Origin of the sequence: Streptomyces sp. NPDC021080, assembly GCF_044333225.1 — a bacterium.
Lineage (GTDB): Bacteria > Actinomycetota > Actinomycetes > Streptomycetales > Streptomycetaceae > Streptomyces.
Map to the genome: position 1 here is coordinate 19459 of NZ_JBIRQM010000006.1, position 17832 is coordinate 37290.

At 71.4% G+C, this 17832-nt stretch carries 14 protein-coding genes; 5 read left to right on the forward strand and 9 right to left on the reverse strand.

Annotated elements, in window-relative coordinates:
* Window positions 1-163: 163 nt before the first annotated feature.
* Window positions 164-1189, reverse strand: a complete 1026-nt coding sequence (locus ACH4S8_RS15880; protein WP_398394166.1) for an ATP-dependent 6-phosphofructokinase — start codon at window positions 1187-1189, stop codon at window positions 164-166.
* Between the two features lie 275 nt (window positions 1190-1464).
* Here ACH4S8_RS15880 and pta point away from each other — a divergent pair, with 275 nt between their 5' ends.
* From pta to pyk, 3 genes are all read left to right on the forward strand, one after another.
* Window positions 1465-3555, forward strand: coding sequence for a phosphate acetyltransferase (gene pta, locus ACH4S8_RS15885; protein WP_398394168.1), 2091 nt, complete (start codon window positions 1465-1467; stop codon window positions 3553-3555).
* A 56-nt stretch (window positions 3556-3611) separates the two neighbouring features.
* Complete coding sequence (locus tag ACH4S8_RS15890) at window positions 3612-4814, forward strand: acetate kinase (protein WP_398395024.1); 1203 nt, start codon at window positions 3612-3614, stop codon at window positions 4812-4814.
* 96 nt (window positions 4815-4910) lie between these two features.
* Window positions 4911-6341, forward strand: coding sequence for a pyruvate kinase (gene pyk, locus ACH4S8_RS15895; protein ID WP_398394170.1), 1431 nt, complete (start codon window positions 4911-4913; stop codon window positions 6339-6341).
* A 90-nt stretch (window positions 6342-6431) separates the two neighbouring features.
* Here the strand turns inward: pyk and ACH4S8_RS15900 are convergent, their stop codons facing one another.
* The 4 genes from ACH4S8_RS15900 to ACH4S8_RS15915 all read right to left on the reverse strand — a co-directional run bounded on the left by ACH4S8_RS15900 (window position 6432) and on the right by ACH4S8_RS15915 (window position 10660).
* Window positions 6432-7736 (reverse strand): hypothetical protein, encoded by a 1305-nt coding sequence (locus ACH4S8_RS15900; protein ID WP_398394172.1) that lies wholly within the window; start codon window positions 7734-7736, stop codon window positions 6432-6434.
* A complete protein-coding gene (locus ACH4S8_RS15905; RefSeq protein WP_398394174.1) occupies window positions 7726-8310 on the reverse strand; it encodes a DUF6114 domain-containing protein in 585 nt (194 codons plus the stop codon). Before ACH4S8_RS15905 ends, ACH4S8_RS15900 begins: the two co-directional genes overlap by 11 nt.
* A 120-nt stretch (window positions 8311-8430) precedes the next feature.
* A complete protein-coding gene (locus ACH4S8_RS15910; protein ID WP_398394176.1) occupies window positions 8431-9063 on the reverse strand; it encodes a DUF6230 family protein in 633 nt (210 codons plus the stop codon).
* Between the two features lie 622 nt (window positions 9064-9685).
* On the reverse strand, window positions 9686-10660 hold the full coding sequence (locus tag ACH4S8_RS15915) for a tetratricopeptide repeat protein (RefSeq protein WP_398394178.1): 975 nt from the start codon (window positions 10658-10660) through the stop codon (window positions 9686-9688).
* A gap of 246 nt (window positions 10661-10906) precedes the next feature.
* Between ACH4S8_RS15915 and ACH4S8_RS15920 the strand changes: the two genes are divergently transcribed.
* Window positions 10907-11563, forward strand: a complete 657-nt coding sequence (locus ACH4S8_RS15920; protein WP_398394180.1) for a TetR/AcrR family transcriptional regulator — start codon at window positions 10907-10909, stop codon at window positions 11561-11563.
* Between the two features lie 424 nt (window positions 11564-11987).
* Here ACH4S8_RS15920 and ACH4S8_RS15925 read toward each other — a convergent pair whose 3' ends face one another.
* The 4 genes from ACH4S8_RS15925 to ACH4S8_RS15940 all read right to left on the reverse strand — a co-directional run bounded on the left by ACH4S8_RS15925 (window position 11988) and on the right by ACH4S8_RS15940 (window position 16732).
* Complete coding sequence (locus tag ACH4S8_RS15925; RefSeq protein ID WP_398394182.1) at window positions 11988-13688, reverse strand: methylmalonyl-CoA mutase; 1701 nt, start codon at window positions 13686-13688, stop codon at window positions 11988-11990.
* A 74-nt stretch (window positions 13689-13762) separates the two neighbouring features.
* Window positions 13763-14101 carry a DUF3817 domain-containing protein gene (locus ACH4S8_RS15930; protein WP_398394184.1) on the reverse strand — a complete coding sequence of 113 codons (339 nt, stop codon included), beginning with the start codon at window positions 14099-14101 and terminating at the stop codon, window positions 13763-13765.
* A gap of 114 nt (window positions 14102-14215) precedes the next feature.
* Window positions 14216-14725, reverse strand: coding sequence for a MarR family winged helix-turn-helix transcriptional regulator (locus ACH4S8_RS15935; protein WP_398394186.1), 510 nt, complete (start codon window positions 14723-14725; stop codon window positions 14216-14218).
* A gap of 579 nt (window positions 14726-15304) precedes the next feature.
* On the reverse strand, window positions 15305-16732 hold the full coding sequence (locus tag ACH4S8_RS15940) for an MFS transporter (RefSeq protein WP_398394188.1): 1428 nt from the start codon (window positions 16730-16732) through the stop codon (window positions 15305-15307).
* A 73-nt stretch (window positions 16733-16805) separates the two neighbouring features.
* Between ACH4S8_RS15940 and ACH4S8_RS15945 the strand changes: the two genes are divergently transcribed.
* Entirely contained in the window at window positions 16806-17789 is a 984-nt protein-coding gene (locus tag ACH4S8_RS15945; protein WP_398394191.1) for a DUF5937 family protein, read from the forward strand.
* The last annotated feature ends 43 nt before the right edge of the window (window positions 17790-17832 follow it).

The window sequence follows — 17832 nt, forward strand, 5'->3', positions numbered from 1 at the left end:
CGCGCGGGACGCCGGCCCCGGGCAGGGGCTGCTGCCGCTGCTGCCGGAACCATGGTCCGACGCCCGGACGGGCGTCGGACCTCCTCCGGCCTCCGGGGCCGGAACTTCGGCTTCCGGGACTCCGGTCCCGCGGGTCCGGGACTCCGGAGCGCCGGGAGCGGGACTAGAACACCGACTCCGCCTCGTCCATGCGGTCCTTCGGCACGGTCTTCAGTTCGGTGGTCGCGTCCGCGAGCGGCACCATCTCGATGTCCGTGCCGCGCAGGGCGGTCATCTTGCCGAAGTCGCCGCGGTGCGCGGCCTCGACGGCGTGCCAGCCGAAGCGGGTGGCCAGCACGCGGTCGTACGCGGTCGGCGAGCCGCCGCGCTGGACGTGGCCGAGGATGACCGGCTTGGCCTCCTTGCCGAGACGGCGCTCCAGCTCGTAGGCGAGGGCCGTACCGATGCCCTGGAAGCGCTCGTGGCCGAACTGGTCGATCTCGCCGTGGCCGTAGTCCATGGTGCCCTCGGCGGGGTGGGCGCCCTCGGCGACGCAGACGACGGCGAACCGCTTGCCGCGCGCGAAGCGCTCCTCGACCATCGCGACCAGGTCGGACGGGTCGAAGGGCCGCTCGGGCAGGCAGATGCCGTGGGCGCCGGCCGCCATGCCGGACTCCAGGGCGATCCAGCCCGCGTGCCGGCCCATGACCTCGACGACCATCACACGCTGGTGCGACTCGGCCGTCGTCTTCAGCCGGTCCATGGCCTCCGTGGCGACGCCGACGGCGGTGTCGAAGCCGAAGGTGCGGTCCGTCGCGGAGATGTCGTTGTCGATGGTCTTCGGCACGCCGACCACCGGCAGACCCGCGTCCGACAGCATCCGGGCGGCCGTGAGGGTGCCCTCGCCGCCGATCGGGATGAGCGCGTCGATACCGAACTCGCGGGCCATGTCCTGGGCGTTGTCGCAGGCCTCGCGGAGCCGGTCGCGCTGCAGCCGGGAGGAGCCGAGGATGGTGCCGCCGCGGGCGAGGATGCCGCTGACGGCGTTGAGGTCGAGGGTGCGGTAGTGGCCGTCGAGGAGCCCGGCGTAGCCGTCCTCGAAGCCGATGACCTCGTCCCCGAAGTTGGTGACCGCTCGGTGCACGACCGACCGGATCACTGCGTTCAGGCCAGGACAGTCGCCGCCTGCCGTGAGAACTCCGATGCGCATCGTGCTGTGTCTCCTGCTCCCTGCCGGTTCGTGTGAGCCGCTTCGATTGTTTCACGGCCCGGGGTGCCCCGCCGATTCCGTCCGGCGCGCACCCCCGACCCGGACGCTGACCGGCGCGTTTCCCCTGCCGGGCGGCTACGGGCCGCCCCACCGGGGATCGCGGGACAGCCTGTAGCCAGCGCCGGAGGTATTGTCAAGAGGGTTCTGCTCACGTTGGTGGGCCCTTTTTCCGAGCCCAGAAATCAGCCTGGCGACGAAACGGATGGAGAGCACGCGTGACGCGCAGCGTGTACGTGACCGGGATCGACCGAGGCGACGGCCGTCAGGTCGTCGAACTGGGGGTCATGGAACTCCTGACCCGCCAGGTCGACCGGGTGGGGGTGTTCCGCCCGCTCGTGCACGACGGTCCCGACCGGCTCTTCGAGCTGCTGCGGGCCCGCTACCGGCTCACGCAGGACCCGGCGACCGTGTACGGCATGGACTACCACGAGGCGTCCGCGCTCCAGGCCGAGCAGGGCACCGACGAGCTGGTGTCCACCCTCGTCGACCGGTTCCACCTGGTCGCCCGCGAGTACGACGTCGTCCTCGTCCTCGGCACCGACTTCGCCGGCACCCAGGTCCCCGACGAACTGGCGCTCAACGCCCGGCTGGCGAACGAGTTCGCCGCCTCCGTGCTCCCGGTCGTCGGCGGCCGGGGCCAGAGCGCCGAGTCGGTGCGCGCCGAGACCCGCAACGCCTACCGGGCGTACGACGGGCTGGGGTGCGACGTCCTGGCCATGGTGGTGAACCGGGTGGCCCCGGAGGACCGGGCCGAGATCGCGGAGCGGCTCGACTCCCGGCTGCCGGTGCCCTGTTACGCCCTTCCCGACGAGCCCGCGCTCTCGGCTCCCACGGTCGCGCAGATCACCCACGCGCTCGGCGGCAAGGTGCTCCTCGGCGACGACGCGGGGCTCGCCCGTGACGCGCTGGACTTCGTCTTCGGCGGCGCGATGCTGCCGAACTTCCTGGCGGCGCTGACCCCGGGATGTCTCGTGGTCACCCCCGGGGACCGGGCCGACCTGGTGATCGGCTCGCTCGCCGCGCACAGCGCCGGCACCCCGCCGATAGCCGGCATCCTGCTCACCCTGGACGAGAGGCCGAGCGACGAGATCCTCACGCTCGCGGCCCGCCTCGCGCCCGGCACCCCGGTCGTCTCGGTGGCCGGGAACTCCTTCCCCACCGCGGAGGCGCTCTTCGCCCTGGAGGGCAAGCTGAACGCGGCCACGCCCCGCAAGGCCGAGACCGCGCTCGGCCTGTTCGAGCGCCATGTGGACACCGTCGACCTGCTGAAGCGGGTCTCCGCGCCCAGCAGCGACCGGCTCACCCCGATGATGTTCGAGCACCAGCTGCTGGAGCAGGCCCGCTCCGACAGGCGCCGCGTCGTGCTGCCCGAGGGCACCGAGGAGCGCGTCCTGCACGCCGCCGAGGTGCTGCTGCGCCGGGGGGTCTGCGATCTGACCCTGCTCGGCCCGGTCGACCAGATCCGCAAGAAGGCCGCCGACCTCGGCATCGACATCAGCTCCACCCAGATCATCGACCCGCAGACGTCACCGCTGCGGGACTCCTTCGCCGAGAAGTACGCCGAACTGCGCGCCCACAAGGGCGTCACGGTCGAGCTGGCCTACGACGTCGTCGCGGACGTCAACTACTTCGGCACGCTGATGGTGGAGGAGGGCCTGGCCGACGGGATGGTGTCGGGGGCCGTGCACTCGACGGCGGCCACGATCCGGCCCGCGTTCGAGATCATCAAGACCCGGCCGGAGTCGAGGATCGTCTCGTCCGTCTTCTTCATGTGCCTGGCCGACAAGGTCCTGGTCTACGGCGACTGCGCGGTGAACCCCGACCCGAACGCCGAGCAGCTCTGCGACATCGCCATCTCCTCGGCCGCCACCGCACAGCAGTTCGGCGTCGAACCGCGGATCGCGATGCTGTCGTACTCCACGGGAACCTCGGGTTCGGGCGCCGACGTCGACAAGGTGCGCGAGGCGACCGAGCTGGTGCGCGCGCGCCGCGGCGACCTGCGGATCGAGGGGCCGATCCAGTACGACGCCGCCGTCGAGCCGTCGGTCGCGGCGACCAAGCTGCCGGAATCGAAGGTCGCCGGACAGGCGTCCGTGCTGATCTTCCCCGACCTGAACACCGGCAACAACACCTACAAGGCCGTGCAGCGTTCGGCCGGCGCGATCGCCGTCGGCCCGGTGCTCCAGGGTCTGCGCAAGCCCGTCAACGACCTGTCCCGCGGCGCGCTCGTCCAGGACATCGTCAACACGGTCGCCATCACGGCGATCCAGTCCCAGACCCCCGACCGGAAGGCTGGCCGTCCGTGAGCGACCGTCCGTCCCCCTCGGCCCCCGCGCCCGAGGAGCCCGCCGCCCCGCCGGCCGTGCGGGTCCTCGTCCTCAACTCCGGCTCGTCGTCGGTGAAGTACCAGTTGCTCGACATGCGCGACGGCACCCGGCTCGCCGTCGGCCTGGTGGAGCGCATCGGCGAGGGGACCTCGCTGCTGCGGCACACCACGCGGACGACGGGCGAGACCCGCGAGCGGGCCGACACGTTCGCCGACCACGATGCCGCGCTGAAGGCGATGGCCGAGGAACTGGCCGTCGACGGACTCGGTCTCGACTCCCCCGAACTGGCCGCCATCGGCCACCGGGTGGTGCACGGCGGGCGGACGTTCACGCAGCCGACGGTCATCGACGCGGAGGTCCTCGCGGAGATCGAGCGGCTGATCCCGGTCGCCCCCCTGCACAACCCGGCGAACCTCACCGGCATCCGCACCGCGATGGCGCTGCGCCCCGACCTCCCCCAGGTCGCGATCTTCGACACCGCGTTCCACACGACGATGCCGGAGGCGGCCGCGCGCTACGCGATCGACGTGGCGACGGCGGACGAGCACCGCATCCGCCGGTACGGCTTCCACGGCACCTCGCACGCCTACGTCTCCCGGACGACCGCCGAACTCCTCGGCAAGGCGCCCGAGGAGGTCAACGTCATCGTGCTGCACCTGGGCAACGGGGCCTCGGCGTCCGCGGTCAGGGGCGGGCGGTGCGTGGACACCTCGATGGGGCTCACCCCGCTGGAGGGGCTGGTGATGGGAACGCGCTCCGGCGACGTGGACCCGGCCGTCATCTTCCATTTGGAGCGCGTTGGCAACATGTCCACGGACGAGATCGACACTCTTCTCAACAAGAAGAGCGGGCTGATCGGTCTGTGCGGCGACAACGACATGCGGGAGATCCGCCGTCGCGTCGACGAGGGGGACGAACAGGCCCGGCTCGCCTTCGACATCTACATCCACCGGCTGAAGAAATACATCGGCGCCTACTACGCGGTCCTGGGCCGGGTGGACGCCGTCGCCTTCACCGCCGGGGTGGGCGAGAACGCCGCCCCGGTGCGCGAGGCCGCGATCAGGGGCCTGGAGGAACTGGGGCTCGCGGTCGACGGCGAACTGAACGCCGTGCGCGGCGGTGAGCCCCGGCTCATCTCGCCGCCGTACGCGCGCGTCGCGGTCGCCGTCGTGCCGACGGACGAGGAACTGGAGATTGCCACACAGACGTACGCGCTGGTCGGAAAAGGCGGCGCCTGAGCGGGGCGGAGAGCCACGCCTGAGCACCCGCCCGCCCATTTGTATCTTCCGCCAGACGGAATATTCCGTTGCGAAACAAACCGATAGGATCGCCCCATGCGCCGTTCGAAAATCGTCTGTACTCTCGGCCCCGCGGTCGACTCCCACGAAAAGCTGGTCGCGCTGATCCAGGCCGGCATGAACGTGGCCCGTTTCAATTTCAGCCACGGCTCGCACTCCGAGCACCAGGGCCGGTACGACCGTGTCCGGGCCGCCTCGGCCGAGACCGGCATCGCCATCGGTGTCCTGGCCGACCTGCAGGGCCCCAAGATCCGCCTGGAGACCTTCGCCGAAGGCCCCGTCGAGCTGGAGCGTGGCGACGAGTTCGTCATCACGGCCGAGGACGTGCCGGGCGACAAGCACATCTGCGGCACGACCTACAAGGGTCTGCCCGGTGACGTCTCCAAGGGCGACCAGATCCTCATCAACGACGGCAACGTCGAGCTGCGGGTCGTCGAGGTCGACGGCCCGCGGGTCAAGACGGTCGTCATCGAGGGCGGCGTGATCTCCGACCACAAGGGCATCAACCTGCCCGGCGCGGCCGTGAACGTGCCCGCGCTGTCGGAGAAGGACGTCGAGGACCTGCGCTTCGCGCTGCGGATGGGCTGCGACATGGTCGCCCTGTCCTTCGTGCGCGACGCCAACGACGTGAACGACGTCCACAAGGTGATGGACGAGGAGGGCCGCCGCGTCCCCGTCATCGCCAAGGTGGAGAAGCCGCAGGCGGTCGACAACATGGAGGGCGTCGTCGCGGCGTTCGACGCCGTCATGGTGGCCCGTGGCGACCTGGCCGTCGAGTACCCGCTGGAGCGGGTCCCGATGGTGCAGAAGCGCCTCGTGGAGCTGTGCCGCCGCAACGCCAAGCCGGTGATCGTGGCGACCCAGATGATGGAGTCGATGATCACCAACTCCCGTCCGACGCGCGCCGAGGCCTCCGACGTGGCCAACGCGATCCTGGACGGCGCGGACGCGGTCATGCTGTCGGCCGAGTCCAGCGTGGGCGCGTACCCGGTCGAGACCGTGAAGACGATGTCGAAGATCGTCGCCGCGGCCGAGGAGGAGCTGCTCTCCAAGGGCCTGCAGCCGCTGGTCCCGGGCAAGAAGCCGCGCACGCAGGGTGGTTCGGTCGCCCGCGCCGCCTGCGAGATCGCCGACTTCCTCGGCGGCAAGGGCCTGGTGGCGTTCACCAAGTCCGGTGACACCGCCCGCCGCCTCTCGCGCTACCGCGCCGCCCAGCCGATCCTGGCCTTCACCACGGACGAGGGCACCCGCAACCAGCTCACGCTGAGCTGGGGCGTCGAGTCGCACGTCGTGCCGTTCGTGAACAGCACCGACGAGATGGTCGAACTCGTCGACCACGAGCTGCAGAAGCTCAAGCGGTTCAACGAGGGCGACGTCGTCGTGATGACCGCCGGTTCGCCTCCCGGCGTCCCCGGCACCACCAACATGGTCCGGGTGCACCACCTGGGCGAGGGCGACCGCGTCTGACCGACGCCCGCCGAACGACGCCGAGGGCGCCCCCTGTTCGCAGGGGGCGCCCTCGGCGTCTGTGCGGCTCCCGGACGGGCTCTGGACGACTCAGCCGGTCGTGTACTGGTGGAGTCCGGGAACGTGCAGCGTTCCGCCGAACTGGCCGGCCTGAACGACCTTCACCTTGGTGAAGTAGATCAGCGGGATGTTCAGCGGCGGAGGGTTGTCCGGGTCGAACGTGACCGGGATGAGCCCGAGCAGGTTCCCGGAGATGCTCTCCGTGTACATGATCGTCTTGCCGTCACGGATGGTGGACGTCGAACCCGCCGCGGCCTGCACGTGGTAGGTCTTGCCGGACTGCTTGTCCTCCACCGTCTGGTGCAGGTCCCCGATGTCGGTGCCGTCGGATATGACGTACTTCAGGACCTTCTTGACCTTGCCGTCGGCGGTCTTCACCTTGACTATGCCCTGGTAGTCGGCGCCCTTGAGGAGCAGCGAACTGGCGTTGAGGTACCAGGGGTCGGACGGCAGGGCGACCGCGTTGTCCACGCCGCCCTCGTCGTCGGTGGCGGCCGGGCAGTCCGCGGCGTCCGTAGTGGCGCTCGCCGAGGGGCTGGGCGACTCGGTGACCGTGGCGGCCGTGTCCTCGGCGGTGTCGGTGGCGTCCGAGGCCGCCTTCGACGCCGTGTCGGTGACCTTGTCGGTGGTGTCCTCGACCGTCTTGGTGACCTTGTCGGCCGTGTCCTTGACGGTGTCGGTGGCGCCCTTGCCGTCCGACGTGTCCGAGCCGGTGGTCGCGCTCGCGCTCGGCGAGGCGGACGGCTCCGGGGTGGAGCTCGCCGTCTCGTCGGGCGTGAGAATGTCCTTGATCGCGTCGCCGACACCCAGCGGGTCGAGCGGGTTCTTGCTGCTCTCGGACGCCGAGGGGGTCGGCGTGGCCGCGCTGCTGTCCGCCGCCTTCTCCTGCGTGCTCGCGGAGGGCGACGGGGTCGCGGTGGGCTCGGCCTTGTCGTCGGAACCTGAATCCGACGAAGAGGTCGTGTCCTTGGCGGTGGTGTCCGCCGACGCGGAGGGGCTCGGCGTGGCCTCGTCGGAGGAGGACGCGCTCGGGCTCGGCGTGGCGGAGGGCGACGCCGTGTCCGACGCGTCCTCGCCGGTGACGGCCTCGACGCACGCCTGGTACTCCTCGGCCGTGAGGCTCTTGGAGGTGGAGTGGTCGTCGGCCTGCGCGAGCGTCGGGGTGAAGCCCATGCCCATGAGGACCGCCGTCGGCATCGCCGCTATGGCTATCGCCTTGCCGGCGGGCATCTGGAACCTGGTGAGCAGCGGCTTCCTCGGGGCCGCGTGGCGCGGCCCGGTTCTCACACGGGACTCCTCCACATCAGTCCCATGGGTCACCTCGTCAGCCGGCACTGTGCCTCCCGTTCGCCCCGTTGTTCGGGCTCGTTCCTGACAGATCGTTCGGGTCGTCCGCACCGTCCGCCGCCTCGGGCTCGACAAGCTCCGCGGGCTCGGCCGCCGAAGCGTCCGGCGCGGCCTGCTTGCCGAAGGAACTCGACGCGGTGTAGCCCTCCTCGGGCTCGCCGGGCACCCAGGAGACCGCCATGGCGCCTCCGAGCAGGGCGAACAGGAAGCCGATCAGGAAACCGCCCAGGTTGGCCACCGGGATGGACACCAGGGCGAGGAGGATCGCGGCGACACCCGCGAACGTCCGCACGTGCTTCTGGAACCAGAGGCTGATCCCGAGCACGACGAGGAGTACGCCGATGATCAGGGAACCGGCACCGGCGGTGGTGGACATCGCCAGCGTCAGGTGACCGAGGTGCAGGTGCGCGTACGGGAAGTAGGCGATGGGGAAGCCGCCGAACACGATGTACAGACCGGCCCAGAACGGGCGATCGCCCCTCCAGCTACGGAAGTTCCGCCGGAACACCTGGAGGTAGTGCTCATCGTTCTGGCCGGGCGCGGCAGGAGTCTCGGCGCTCATGGAAACAGCTCCCTGGAACGGCATTGCTGTGAGAAGTACGCGTTGGCGCTCCGCGTACGACGGGCGGAGCGGGCGGGGCGGGCGAAGCGGCCTGAGCCTCCTCGCCCACCCCTGGGGTGCTCAGTAGCACTCGTGGGTGCCCGCGGACACCGACATCTTCAGACCGCTGAGCTTGAACGTGCCGGCGGTGGTCGCCCACGCCGTCTGCTTCACGTCGGTCAGCGTGGCCGACTCGGCCTGCTGGGCGAACCCGTAGGGGTTGGCCGCCTCGCCGCCGCCCTTCATGCCCGGACCCTTGGTGGCGTCCTTGGCGGCAACACCGATGTCGATGTTCTTGAACGTCGCGTCGGCGCCGAGGTCCTCGACATCGATGTAGAGGTTGTCGGCGTGAACCGGCGTACCGCCGCCGCCGGCCTTCAGCACGAGGCTGACGGAACCGAGCAGCGGGATGTTCGGAGTGACGACGGACTGGCACATGCCGGTGATGTCGGCACTCTTGAACGCCGACACCGCGACGGGGTGCAGCGCCGACTTGCCGTCAAGGCCGGTGCCCTGGTCGAGGGCGCCGTACTGCGAGAAGCCCTGACCGTCAAGCTTGTCCGCGGACACCTTGAAGGACTGGCCGGAGACACTGAACGATGCGGCGAGAGCACCCTGCGCGAGGGCGACACCTATCGCTGCCGTGGCTGCCACGCTGGGCACCATGACGACGGCGAACCGCTTCCATCTGGTCCCGCCACGCACCTGGGACATATTTTTTCCTCCTTCTCGGACGTACATCTCCTGACCCTGACTGCCACATTGCGGCGGCTCAGCCGGGCAGGGATGGGAGAAGTGCTACGTCCTCGGGAAGGAGAGCGCCCGTACCCGTTGGTGCTACTGCACCCGAATCACCGGCGATCACCCCCGAGCGACAACCACTGGTCGCGCCTGACACACATCACGCACAACCTGCTGGACAGGCTCCGCCGGACGGCGAAGACCCCCCTGCCCAAGAGCCGATCGCACTGCTGTCGGCCCTACTCGGTGGGGACCCAGAAAGTCCGCGGGCCCGATTGGCTGTCGGGGTGCGGGAATGGACCGAGCGTCGCCGATCGTGGTGCATTCTCGCCGCGCGCACAAGGGGGTTCGTTACTGGCTAGTAACGGCGGGATAACCGAAGAACGGCCCGTCGGTATCGGGCGGCGACGCAGGGTGGCACCACGGGGGGTGACACACCGGTCAAATCCCGGACGGAACCAGACAGTTCAACGCCCTCGACTTACTACCAGTAACAGCGGCCGCGTTTACCAAGTTTTGGTAAAGCGCGGCCACGCCCGTCCCTCTCGGCCAATCTTTCACCCGGGCATCACAGGCCCTGGCGTTTACGGACTGGTCAGAACAGCGCCCTGGCGAGCGCCCGGCGCGCCGCGACCACACGCGGGTCGTCGGCACCGACCACCTCGAAGAGCTCCAGCAGCCGCACGCGTACGGCGTCCCGGTCGTCGCCCGCCGTGCGCCGCACCGTGTCGATGAGCCGCCCGAAGGCGTCCTCCACATGGCCGCCGACGAGGTCCAGGTCGGCCCCCGCGATCTGCGCCGCCACGTCACCGGGCTTCTCCGCGGCGTCGCGGCGCACCTTCTGCGGGTCCAGACCCTGCACTCGCTGGAGCAACTCGGCCTGCGCCAGGCCCAGTTTGGCCTCCATGTTGCCCGGGTCGTCGGCCAGCACGTTCTTGTACGCCTGGACGGCACCGCCGAAGTCGCCCGCGTCCAGCGCCTGTACGGCGGCCTCCAGCAGCGCGTCGTACGGTCCGGCCGGCGCCTCCTGCGGAGCCGGGGACCCGCCCGGGGCGGCGTCCGCGTCGACCGTCAGGCCGGTCAGCCCGAAGCGCTGTTCGGCGACCTGGACGAGCTGGTCGAGGGTCCCGCGGATCTGCGCCTCGGCGGCGGCCCCCTGGAAGAGCGGCAGGGCCTGTCCGGCCACCACCGCGAAAACGGCCGGGATCCCCTGGACCCCGAACTGCTGCATCAGCATCTGGTTGGCGTCGACGTCGATCTTGGCGAGGACGAAGCGCCCGTTGTACTCGACGGCCAGCCGCTCCAGGAGCGGGCTCAGCTGCTTGCAGGGCTCGCACCACTCGGCCCAGAAGTCGATGACGACGGGCACCTCGGTGGAGCGCTGCAGGACATCCTGCTCGAATCCGGCCTCGTCGACGTCGATGACGAGACTCGCGGGAGTCACGGCCCCGCCTCCGCCCTGCCTGGCCGCTTCGGCGCGCGCCTGCTCCGCCTTCGCCTTGGCCTCCTGGGCCGCCTTCACCGCGGCGAGGTCGACGACTCCGCTCATGGACATGTTCCGTGGCTGCATGAGTACATCCTCCCCCTTCCTCGCGCACGTGTGAAAAGCGTCGTGAAAGCCAGGCTGTGTCAGGCCTGTTCGGCGCCGGGTCCCCACCTGGCGCCCGTGCGGTTGTCGCCGCGGTCGAGCTTTCGCTACGAGTCGTAGCGTAACTGTACGGAGACCTGCCCGTGCACCGTCTCCCGGTGATCTCCCTCACGGCTTCACACAACCGCCGGATATCGGCCGATGATGCGGCCGGATATGGTCAACGACATGCAATGTCGCTCCCAGGCCGCCCGTACGGGCCGCCCCCGCAGCGCCGCCGCGGACGCCGCGATCCTGGAGGCGACGCGCACGGCCCTGGTCGAACTGGGCTGGTCCAAACTGACGTTGGGGTACGTGGCGACCCTCGCCGGAGTCGCCAAGACGACCCTCTACCGTCGCTGGGCGGGCAAGAACGAACTGGTCGTCGACGCGGTGGCCGAGCTGTTCGACGAGCTGGAGCTCCCCGACCGGGGCAGTCTGGCCGCCGACATCGAGGGCGTGGTGCTGCAGTTCGCGGCGATCCTGGACCGTCCGGAGGCCAAGACGGCGCTGATGGCCGTGGTCGCGGAGTCCACCCGTGACGAACCGCTGCGCGAGCGCATCCGCACGTCCATCGTCGACCGGCAGAAGCGCCTGGTGATGGAGGGCCGGGCCCGGGCCCAGACGCGCGGCGAACTCCCCCCGGAGCCGGACCCGGCCGCCGCCGACCGCACCGCCGCCCTGATCTTCGACGTGGTCGCCGGAGCGGTCGTCCACCGCACCCTGGTCAGCGCGGAGCCCGCGGACGAGGAGTGGGTGCGCTCGTTCACCCGGGTCCTGCTGGTCGGCCTGACCGGCGCGGCAGCAGACGGCGCGACACCCCCGGAGACGGCCGGGGGCCTCTGACGGTCGCGTGTTCGGTCCGGTGGGTGGGTCGGGGCCGTGCCGGTGCATCAGCCCGTCGCCGTCGGGTGAGGAGTGGCCGTCGGTGGCGACGGGCATCGATGTACCGGCACGGCCCCTCACGCCGGATCCCGACTGCGGGTGTGCGGTGGTACCGGCCCGCATTCCGGCCCCGGCCGGTCCACTTCTCAGCTCCGGCCGGTCCATTTCTCAGCTCCGGCCGGCGAAAGTTCAGCCCCTCCGGCGCTTGAGGAGCGGGGTCCGGGGCGGAGCCCCGGGGACGGGAAGGGCAGGGGCGGAGGGGGCGAAAGAAGGCCCGCTCGGCGCGGGCGGGCCCTCGCCGGTGCCGCGGGGGCCCGGAGCCCCGGGCTCGGCCCGGAACGCCGGGCAACGGGGCAGCCGGGGACGCGCCGACCGCCCCGGGGGCTCAGAAGCCCGCCGGCTCCGTGTAGATGCCCCACTCGTCGCGCAGGACTCCGCAGATCTCGCCCAGCGTCGCCTCGGCGCGCACCGCCTCCAGCATGGGGGCGATCATGTTCGAGCCGTCGCGCGCGGCGGCGAGCATGGCGTCCAGCGCGCCGCGCACCGCGGCCTCGTCACGCTCCCCCTTGCGCGAGGCCAGCACCCGCACCTGCTCGCGCTCCACCTCGTGGCTGACCCGGAGGATCTCCAGGTCGCCGGTCACGGAGCCGTGGTGGACGTTGACGCCGACGACGCGCTTGTCGCCCTTCTCGACCGACCGCTGGTACTGGAACGCCGACTCGGCGATCTCGCCGGTGAACCAGCCGTCCTCGATCCCGCGCAGGATGCCGGAGGTGATGGGACCGATGGGGTGCTTCCCGTCCGGGTGCGCCCGCAGTCCGCGCTCCTTGATCTGCTCGAAGATCTTCTCCGCGTCGGCCTCGATCCGGTCGGTGAGCTGCTCGACGTACCAGGAACCGCCCAGCGGGTCGGCGACGTTGGCGACGCCGGTCTCCTCCATGAGCACCTGCTGGGTCCGCAGGGCGATCTCCGCGGCCTGCTCGGAGGGCAGCGCGAGCGTCTCGTCCAGCGCGTTGGTGTGCAGCGAGTTCGTGCCGCCGAGGACCGCCGCGAGCGCCTCGACGGCGGTGCGCACGACGTTGTTGTACGGCTGCTGGGCCGTCAGCGAGACGCCGGCGGTCTGCGTGTGGAAGCGCAGCCACTGCGCCTTCTCGGAGGTGGCGCCGTACACGTCGCGCATCCAGCGGGCCCAGATCCGGCGGGCCGCGCGGAACTTGGCGATCTCCTCGAAGAAGTCGACGTGCGCGTCGAAGAAGAAGGAGAGGCCGGGGGCGAAGACGTTCACGTCGAGGCCGCGGGACAGCCCCAGCTCCACGTAGCCGAAGCCGTCCGCCAGCGTGTAGGCGAGCTCCTGCGCGGCCGTGGAGCCGGCCTCGCGGATGTGGTAGCCGGAGACGGACAGCGGCTTGTACGCGGGGATCTTCTCGGCGCAGTGCTCCATCAGGTCGCCGATGAGGCGCAGGTGCGGCTCGGGCTGGAAGAGCCACTCCTTCTGGGCGATGTACTCCTTGAAGATGTCGGTCTGGAGCGTGCCGTTCAGCACGGCGGGGTCGATGCCCTGGCGCTCGGCGGCGACCAGGTACATGCAGAAGACCGGCACCGCGGGACCGCTGATCGTCATCGACGTGGTGACGTCACCGAGCGGGATGTCCTGGAACAGGACCTCCATGTCGGCGGCCGAGTCGATCGCGACACCGCAGTGCCCGACCTCGCCGAGCGAACGGGGGTCGTCCGAGTCCCGGCCCATCAGCGTCGGCATGTCGAAGGCCACCGAGAGGCCCCCGCCGCCGTTGGCGAGGATCATCTTGTAGCGCTCGTTGGTCTGCTCGGCGTTGCCGAACCCGGCGAACTGCCGGATGGTCCACGTACGGCCCCGATAGCCGGTCGCGTACAGCCCGCGCGTGAAGGGGTACTCCCCGGGCCAGCCGATCTGCTCGAAGCCCTCGTAGTTGTCCCCGGGGCGGGGGCCGTACACCGGCTCCACCGGATCACCGGAGAGCGTGGTGAAGTCGGCGTCGCGCTTGCGCGAAGCGTCGTAACGGGCCTGCCAGCGTCGGCGGCCTTCCTCGATGGCGTGAGCGTCCATACCCTCGAATTTACTAGGACGTCCTAGTAAATGTCGATGGCAAACCGCCGTACGGTCCCGTACGGCGGTTTCGATCAGGCTTCGGCGACCGCGGGAGCGGCCTCCGTGACCTTGGACTCCAGCTCGTGGCTGATGCGGCGCTCCACGAAGAAAGCGGCTGTGGGGATCGTGCCCGCCAGCAGCACCCAGAGCTGCTTGCCGACCGGCCACTTCGCCTTGGAACCCAGGTCGAAGGCGAAGATCAGGTAGACGACGTACAGCCAGCCGTGCGCGATCGCGACGACGCGGGTGAAGTCCGCCGCCCCGTCGAGGCCCATGCCGTACTTGGCGATCATGCTGAGGCACAGCAGCACCAGCAGCACGCCGGTGACGTAGGCCATGACGCGGTAGCGGGTCAACACGCTCTTCTTCATGGCACGAGGGTAACCACCCTTTTCGGCCGATCTTCACGCACCCCCGCGCCACGCCCGCCCCGGGCTCCCGGCGCACCGCCCGGCGCCGTCACCCGGCGGCCGGCCCGGCGCCGGTCACTCCTCGTCGAAGTCGTGCGCGGCGACCCGCAGCGGCCGCAGCATCGCGAAGATCTCGGCGCACTCCTCGGCGTCGTAGACCCCGAGCCCGAAGTCCATCGCCATCAGGTCGCGGGTCGCCGCGTCGCAGACCTCGCGGCCCTTCTCCGTGATGGAGGCGAGGGTGCCCCGGCCGTCGTTCGGGTTCGGCCGCTTGTCGACGAGCCCGGACCGCACCAGACGGTCCACCGTGTTCGTGACGGACGTCGGGTGCACCATGAGCCGCTCGCCGATCTTGGACATCGGCAGCTCGCCCGCCTTGGAGAAGGTGAGGAGCACCAGTGCCTCGTAGCGCGCGAAGGTCAGTCCGTACGGCTTGACGACCGCGTCCACCTCGGCGAGCAGGATCTGGTGCGCGCGCATGATCGAGGTGATCGCGGACATGGACGGCACGGAACCCCAGCGCTGGCGCCAGTGTTCGTCGGCGCGGGCGATGGGATCGAAGGCAAGACTGAGCGGCTTCGGCACGCCAACGACCTTACCGGCCGGTCACATCGTGGTCAGCCCCGTCTCGCTTTTCGGTACCGCCCCCTGCGGGACCGGGGGCCGGGGGTGGGTCGGGGACGGGTGCGAGGACGGGTGCGAGGGTGGGTCGGGGATGGGTCGGGGATGGGGCCGAGACGGGTGCGAGGCGGGTCCGAGACGGGTGCGGGGCGGGCGCGGGACGGGTGCGGGGCGGGCACGGGACCGGTCCGGCACGGGCGCGGGACAGGCACGGGACCGGTCCGGCACGGATGCGGGGCGGGCACGGGACCGGTCCGGCACGGATGCGGGGCGGGCACGGGACCGGTCCGGCACGGATGCGGGGCGGGTCCGGGGCAGGTGCGGGGCGGGTCCGGGGTAAGTGCGGGGCAGGTCCGGCACGGATGCGGGGCAGGTCCGGGGCAGGTGCGGGGCAGGTCCGGCACGGATGCGGGACCGGTCCGGCACGGGTGGGGTCGGATGCGGGACCCTCGGGTGGCGGTTCCGGGTGCCTTCCGGGACCGCCCGTCGCCGACCCGCGCACCTTCACCGGTGCCCGCACTCCCTACCGGCCCCGTACCCCCTTTACCGGTCCCCGTGCCCCTCCGCGGCCTCGGCGCCGCGTTCGGCGCGCCGTGCCGCCGCCGCCAGGGCCACACAGGCCGCGGTTCCGACGACACCCGCGCCCACGACCGTCGCCCGCACCCCGGCGAACTCCGCCACCGCACCGGACAGGGCCATCCCCACGCCCTGGACGGTCATCAGCCCGGCCGAGTTCAACGTCATGGCCCACCCCAGCAGTTCGTCCGGGACCGCCCGTACGAACCACTGGTCCAGGCCGAGGGTGTACGCCGATCCGGCGCCCGCGAGCACCAGCAGGACCAGCGACCAGACCAGACCCGGCCGCAGCGCGTACGCGGCGTAGGGCAGCAGCGTGACGCAGACCAGCGGGAGCGTGAGCCGGTTCCGGGTCGCCGGCCGCAGTCGCGCCCCCGCCAGCAGCTCCCCCGCGATCGTGCCGACGGGCAGCGCGCACATCAGCAGGCCGAGCCCGGCCGTACCGGCCCCGAGCCCCTCGGCGTACGGCGCCGCCAGCGCCTCCGGCGCGACCGTGAACATCGGCGGCACCCAGAACAGCAGGAGCAGGACGAGGACCCGCCGGTCGGCCAGCACCTGACGGGCACCGCGCAGGGAGTCGCGCACGAGCGCCTGCCCCTCGCTCGCCCGCGCGGGCCGCCGCCGGGTGCCGAAGCGCAGCAGCGCGGCGGAGAGCAGGAAGGTGCACACCGTGACGAGGAGCGCGTGGCGCGGGGAGACGACGGTGAGCAGCAGGCCGCCGGCCCCGAACCCGGCCAGCAGCGCACTCTGGGACAGGATCCGCAGCAGGGAGCGGCCGAGCACGAACAGTTCCCCGTCGCCGAGGACGTCCGCGAGGGTCGCCGTCCGCGTCCCCTGGAAGACCGGGGCGACCAGGGCGAGCGCCGCCCGCATCGTGAGCAGCACCGCGACCGGCGCGCCCGGCAGCACCATCACGGCCACGCACCCCGCGCACACCAGGTCGCACACCACCAGGACCCGGCGGGCCGGGAAGCGGTCCGCCACGCCCGCGAGCAGGGTCCCGCCGATCAGATAGGGCAGGAAGCCGAGCGCGAACGTCAGGGCGCTCAGCAGCGGGGAGCCCGTCAGACCGTAGACGAGGACGGACAGCGCGATCTCACTGACGACGAGTCCGAGCAGCGAGAAGGCGTGCGCCACGAAGACGGCCCGGAACTCGGGCACGGCGAACACGGGACCGTACCCGGTCCGGGCGGAGACGGCCTCCGCGGCACTCCCCCCGGCGGGCTCGGCCGTGTTCCCCGCGGCGGGCGGCGCGGTGTTCCCCGCGGCGGCCCCGGCCGTGTTCCCCACGGCAGACCCCGTGCTGTCCCCCCTGGCGGGCGGCACGGTGTCTGCTGCGGCGGGCGGTGCTGGTGCGGGCACCGTCGTCGTGCCCTTCGTCTCTGCTTCCGGCATGGGCGTCAGCGTGCCCGGGTCCGCTCCGGACCCGTAGAGTTTCGGCGTCAGCCGAATCTTCTGGGGTCACCTCATGCCGTCACTGCTGCACTTCGGGGAGGACGACCTCCTCAACTGCCGGTTCGCGGTGTCGCCGCTGTGGGAGACGCAGGAGGCGGTCCGCACGCTCGACCGGCCCGCGCGGCACGGCTATCACGCACCCTGGCTGCGCCGTATGCGCGCGGCGGCCGCCGGACTCGACCTCACTCCGCTGTGGCTGCTGATGCCGCAGCGCGGCTACTCCCCCGACTGGCTCGGACCGCCCCCGCTGGGCCCGGCGGCGAGTTTCGGCGAGGAGATCGCCGCCGTCCGCGCGGCCGACCCGGACGTGGCCCGCGAGGAGAGCGCGCGTTCCCTCGCCGACACCCCCGGCGCCCTCGCCTCGCCGCGCGGCCGGGCGATGCTCGCCGACCCGGCCCGCATGGTGCGCGAGCTGACGGACCTGCTGGAACAGGCCTGGCACACCCTCGTCGAACCGGACTGGCCGCGCCTGCGCGCCCTGCTCGACGCCGACGTCGCCTTCCACTCCCGGCGGCTCGCCGAGGTGGGCCTCGGCGGGCTCCTGCCGGAGATCGACCGGCGTTTCGGCTGGCGCTCCCACACGCTGACCGTCGAGGTCGCGGGCCGGCACGAACGGCACCTGGCCGGGCAGGGCCTGGTCCTCATGCCGAGCGTGTTCTCGTGGCCGGACGTGATCAGCGGCTTCGAACCCCCGTGGCAGGCAACCCTCGTCTACCCCGCGCGCGGCATCGGCGGCCTGTGGACCGAGGCCGCGGACCGTACTCCCGAGACACTCGTACGGCTCCTCGGGCGCGGCCGGGCCGCCGTGCTCACCGCGCTCGACGAGCCCGCCGGCACGACCTCGCTCGCGCACCGGCTGCGCCTGGCCCCGTCGTCGGTCTCCGCGCATCTCACCGCCCTGCGCGACGCGGGCCTGCTCGTCTCGCGCCGGTACGGGCACCAGGTGCTGTACGAGCGGACGCCGCTCGGGATCGCGCTGGCGTCGGGCGGCGCCTGACCGAGGACGACCTGGACGACCTGGACGGCCGGGAAGACAGGGA

Excerpts from the sequence above, each read along its gene's own strand:
- ACH4S8_RS15945 (WP_398394191.1), top strand. The coding sequence starts at position 16,806 with ATGCCGTCACTGCTGCACTTCGGGGAGGACGACCTCCTCAACTGCCGG.
- ACH4S8_RS15930 (WP_398394184.1), bottom strand. The coding sequence starts at position 14,101 with ATGAAGAAGAGCGTGTTGACCCGCTACCGCGTCATGGCCTACGTCACC.
- ACH4S8_RS15910 (WP_398394176.1), bottom strand. The coding sequence starts at position 9,063 with ATGTCCCAGGTGCGTGGCGGGACCAGATGGAAGCGGTTCGCCGTCGTC.
- ACH4S8_RS15925 (WP_398394182.1), bottom strand. The coding sequence starts at position 13,688 with ATGGACGCTCACGCCATCGAGGAAGGCCGCCGACGCTGGCAGGCCCGT.
- pyk (WP_398394170.1), top strand. The coding sequence starts at position 4,911 with ATGCGCCGTTCGAAAATCGTCTGTACTCTCGGCCCCGCGGTCGACTCC.
- ACH4S8_RS15920 (WP_398394180.1), top strand. The coding sequence starts at position 10,907 with ATGCAATGTCGCTCCCAGGCCGCCCGTACGGGCCGCCCCCGCAGCGCC.
- ACH4S8_RS15880 (WP_398394166.1), bottom strand. The coding sequence starts at position 1,189 with ATGCGCATCGGAGTTCTCACGGCAGGCGGCGACTGTCCTGGCCTGAAC.
- ACH4S8_RS15915 (WP_398394178.1), bottom strand. The coding sequence starts at position 10,660 with ATGCAGCCACGGAACATGTCCATGAGCGGAGTCGTCGACCTCGCCGCG.
- ACH4S8_RS15905 (WP_398394174.1), bottom strand. The coding sequence starts at position 8,310 with ATGAGCGCCGAGACTCCTGCCGCGCCCGGCCAGAACGATGAGCACTAC.
- ACH4S8_RS15940 (WP_398394188.1), bottom strand. The coding sequence starts at position 16,732 with ATGCCGGAAGCAGAGACGAAGGGCACGACGACGGTGCCCGCACCAGCA.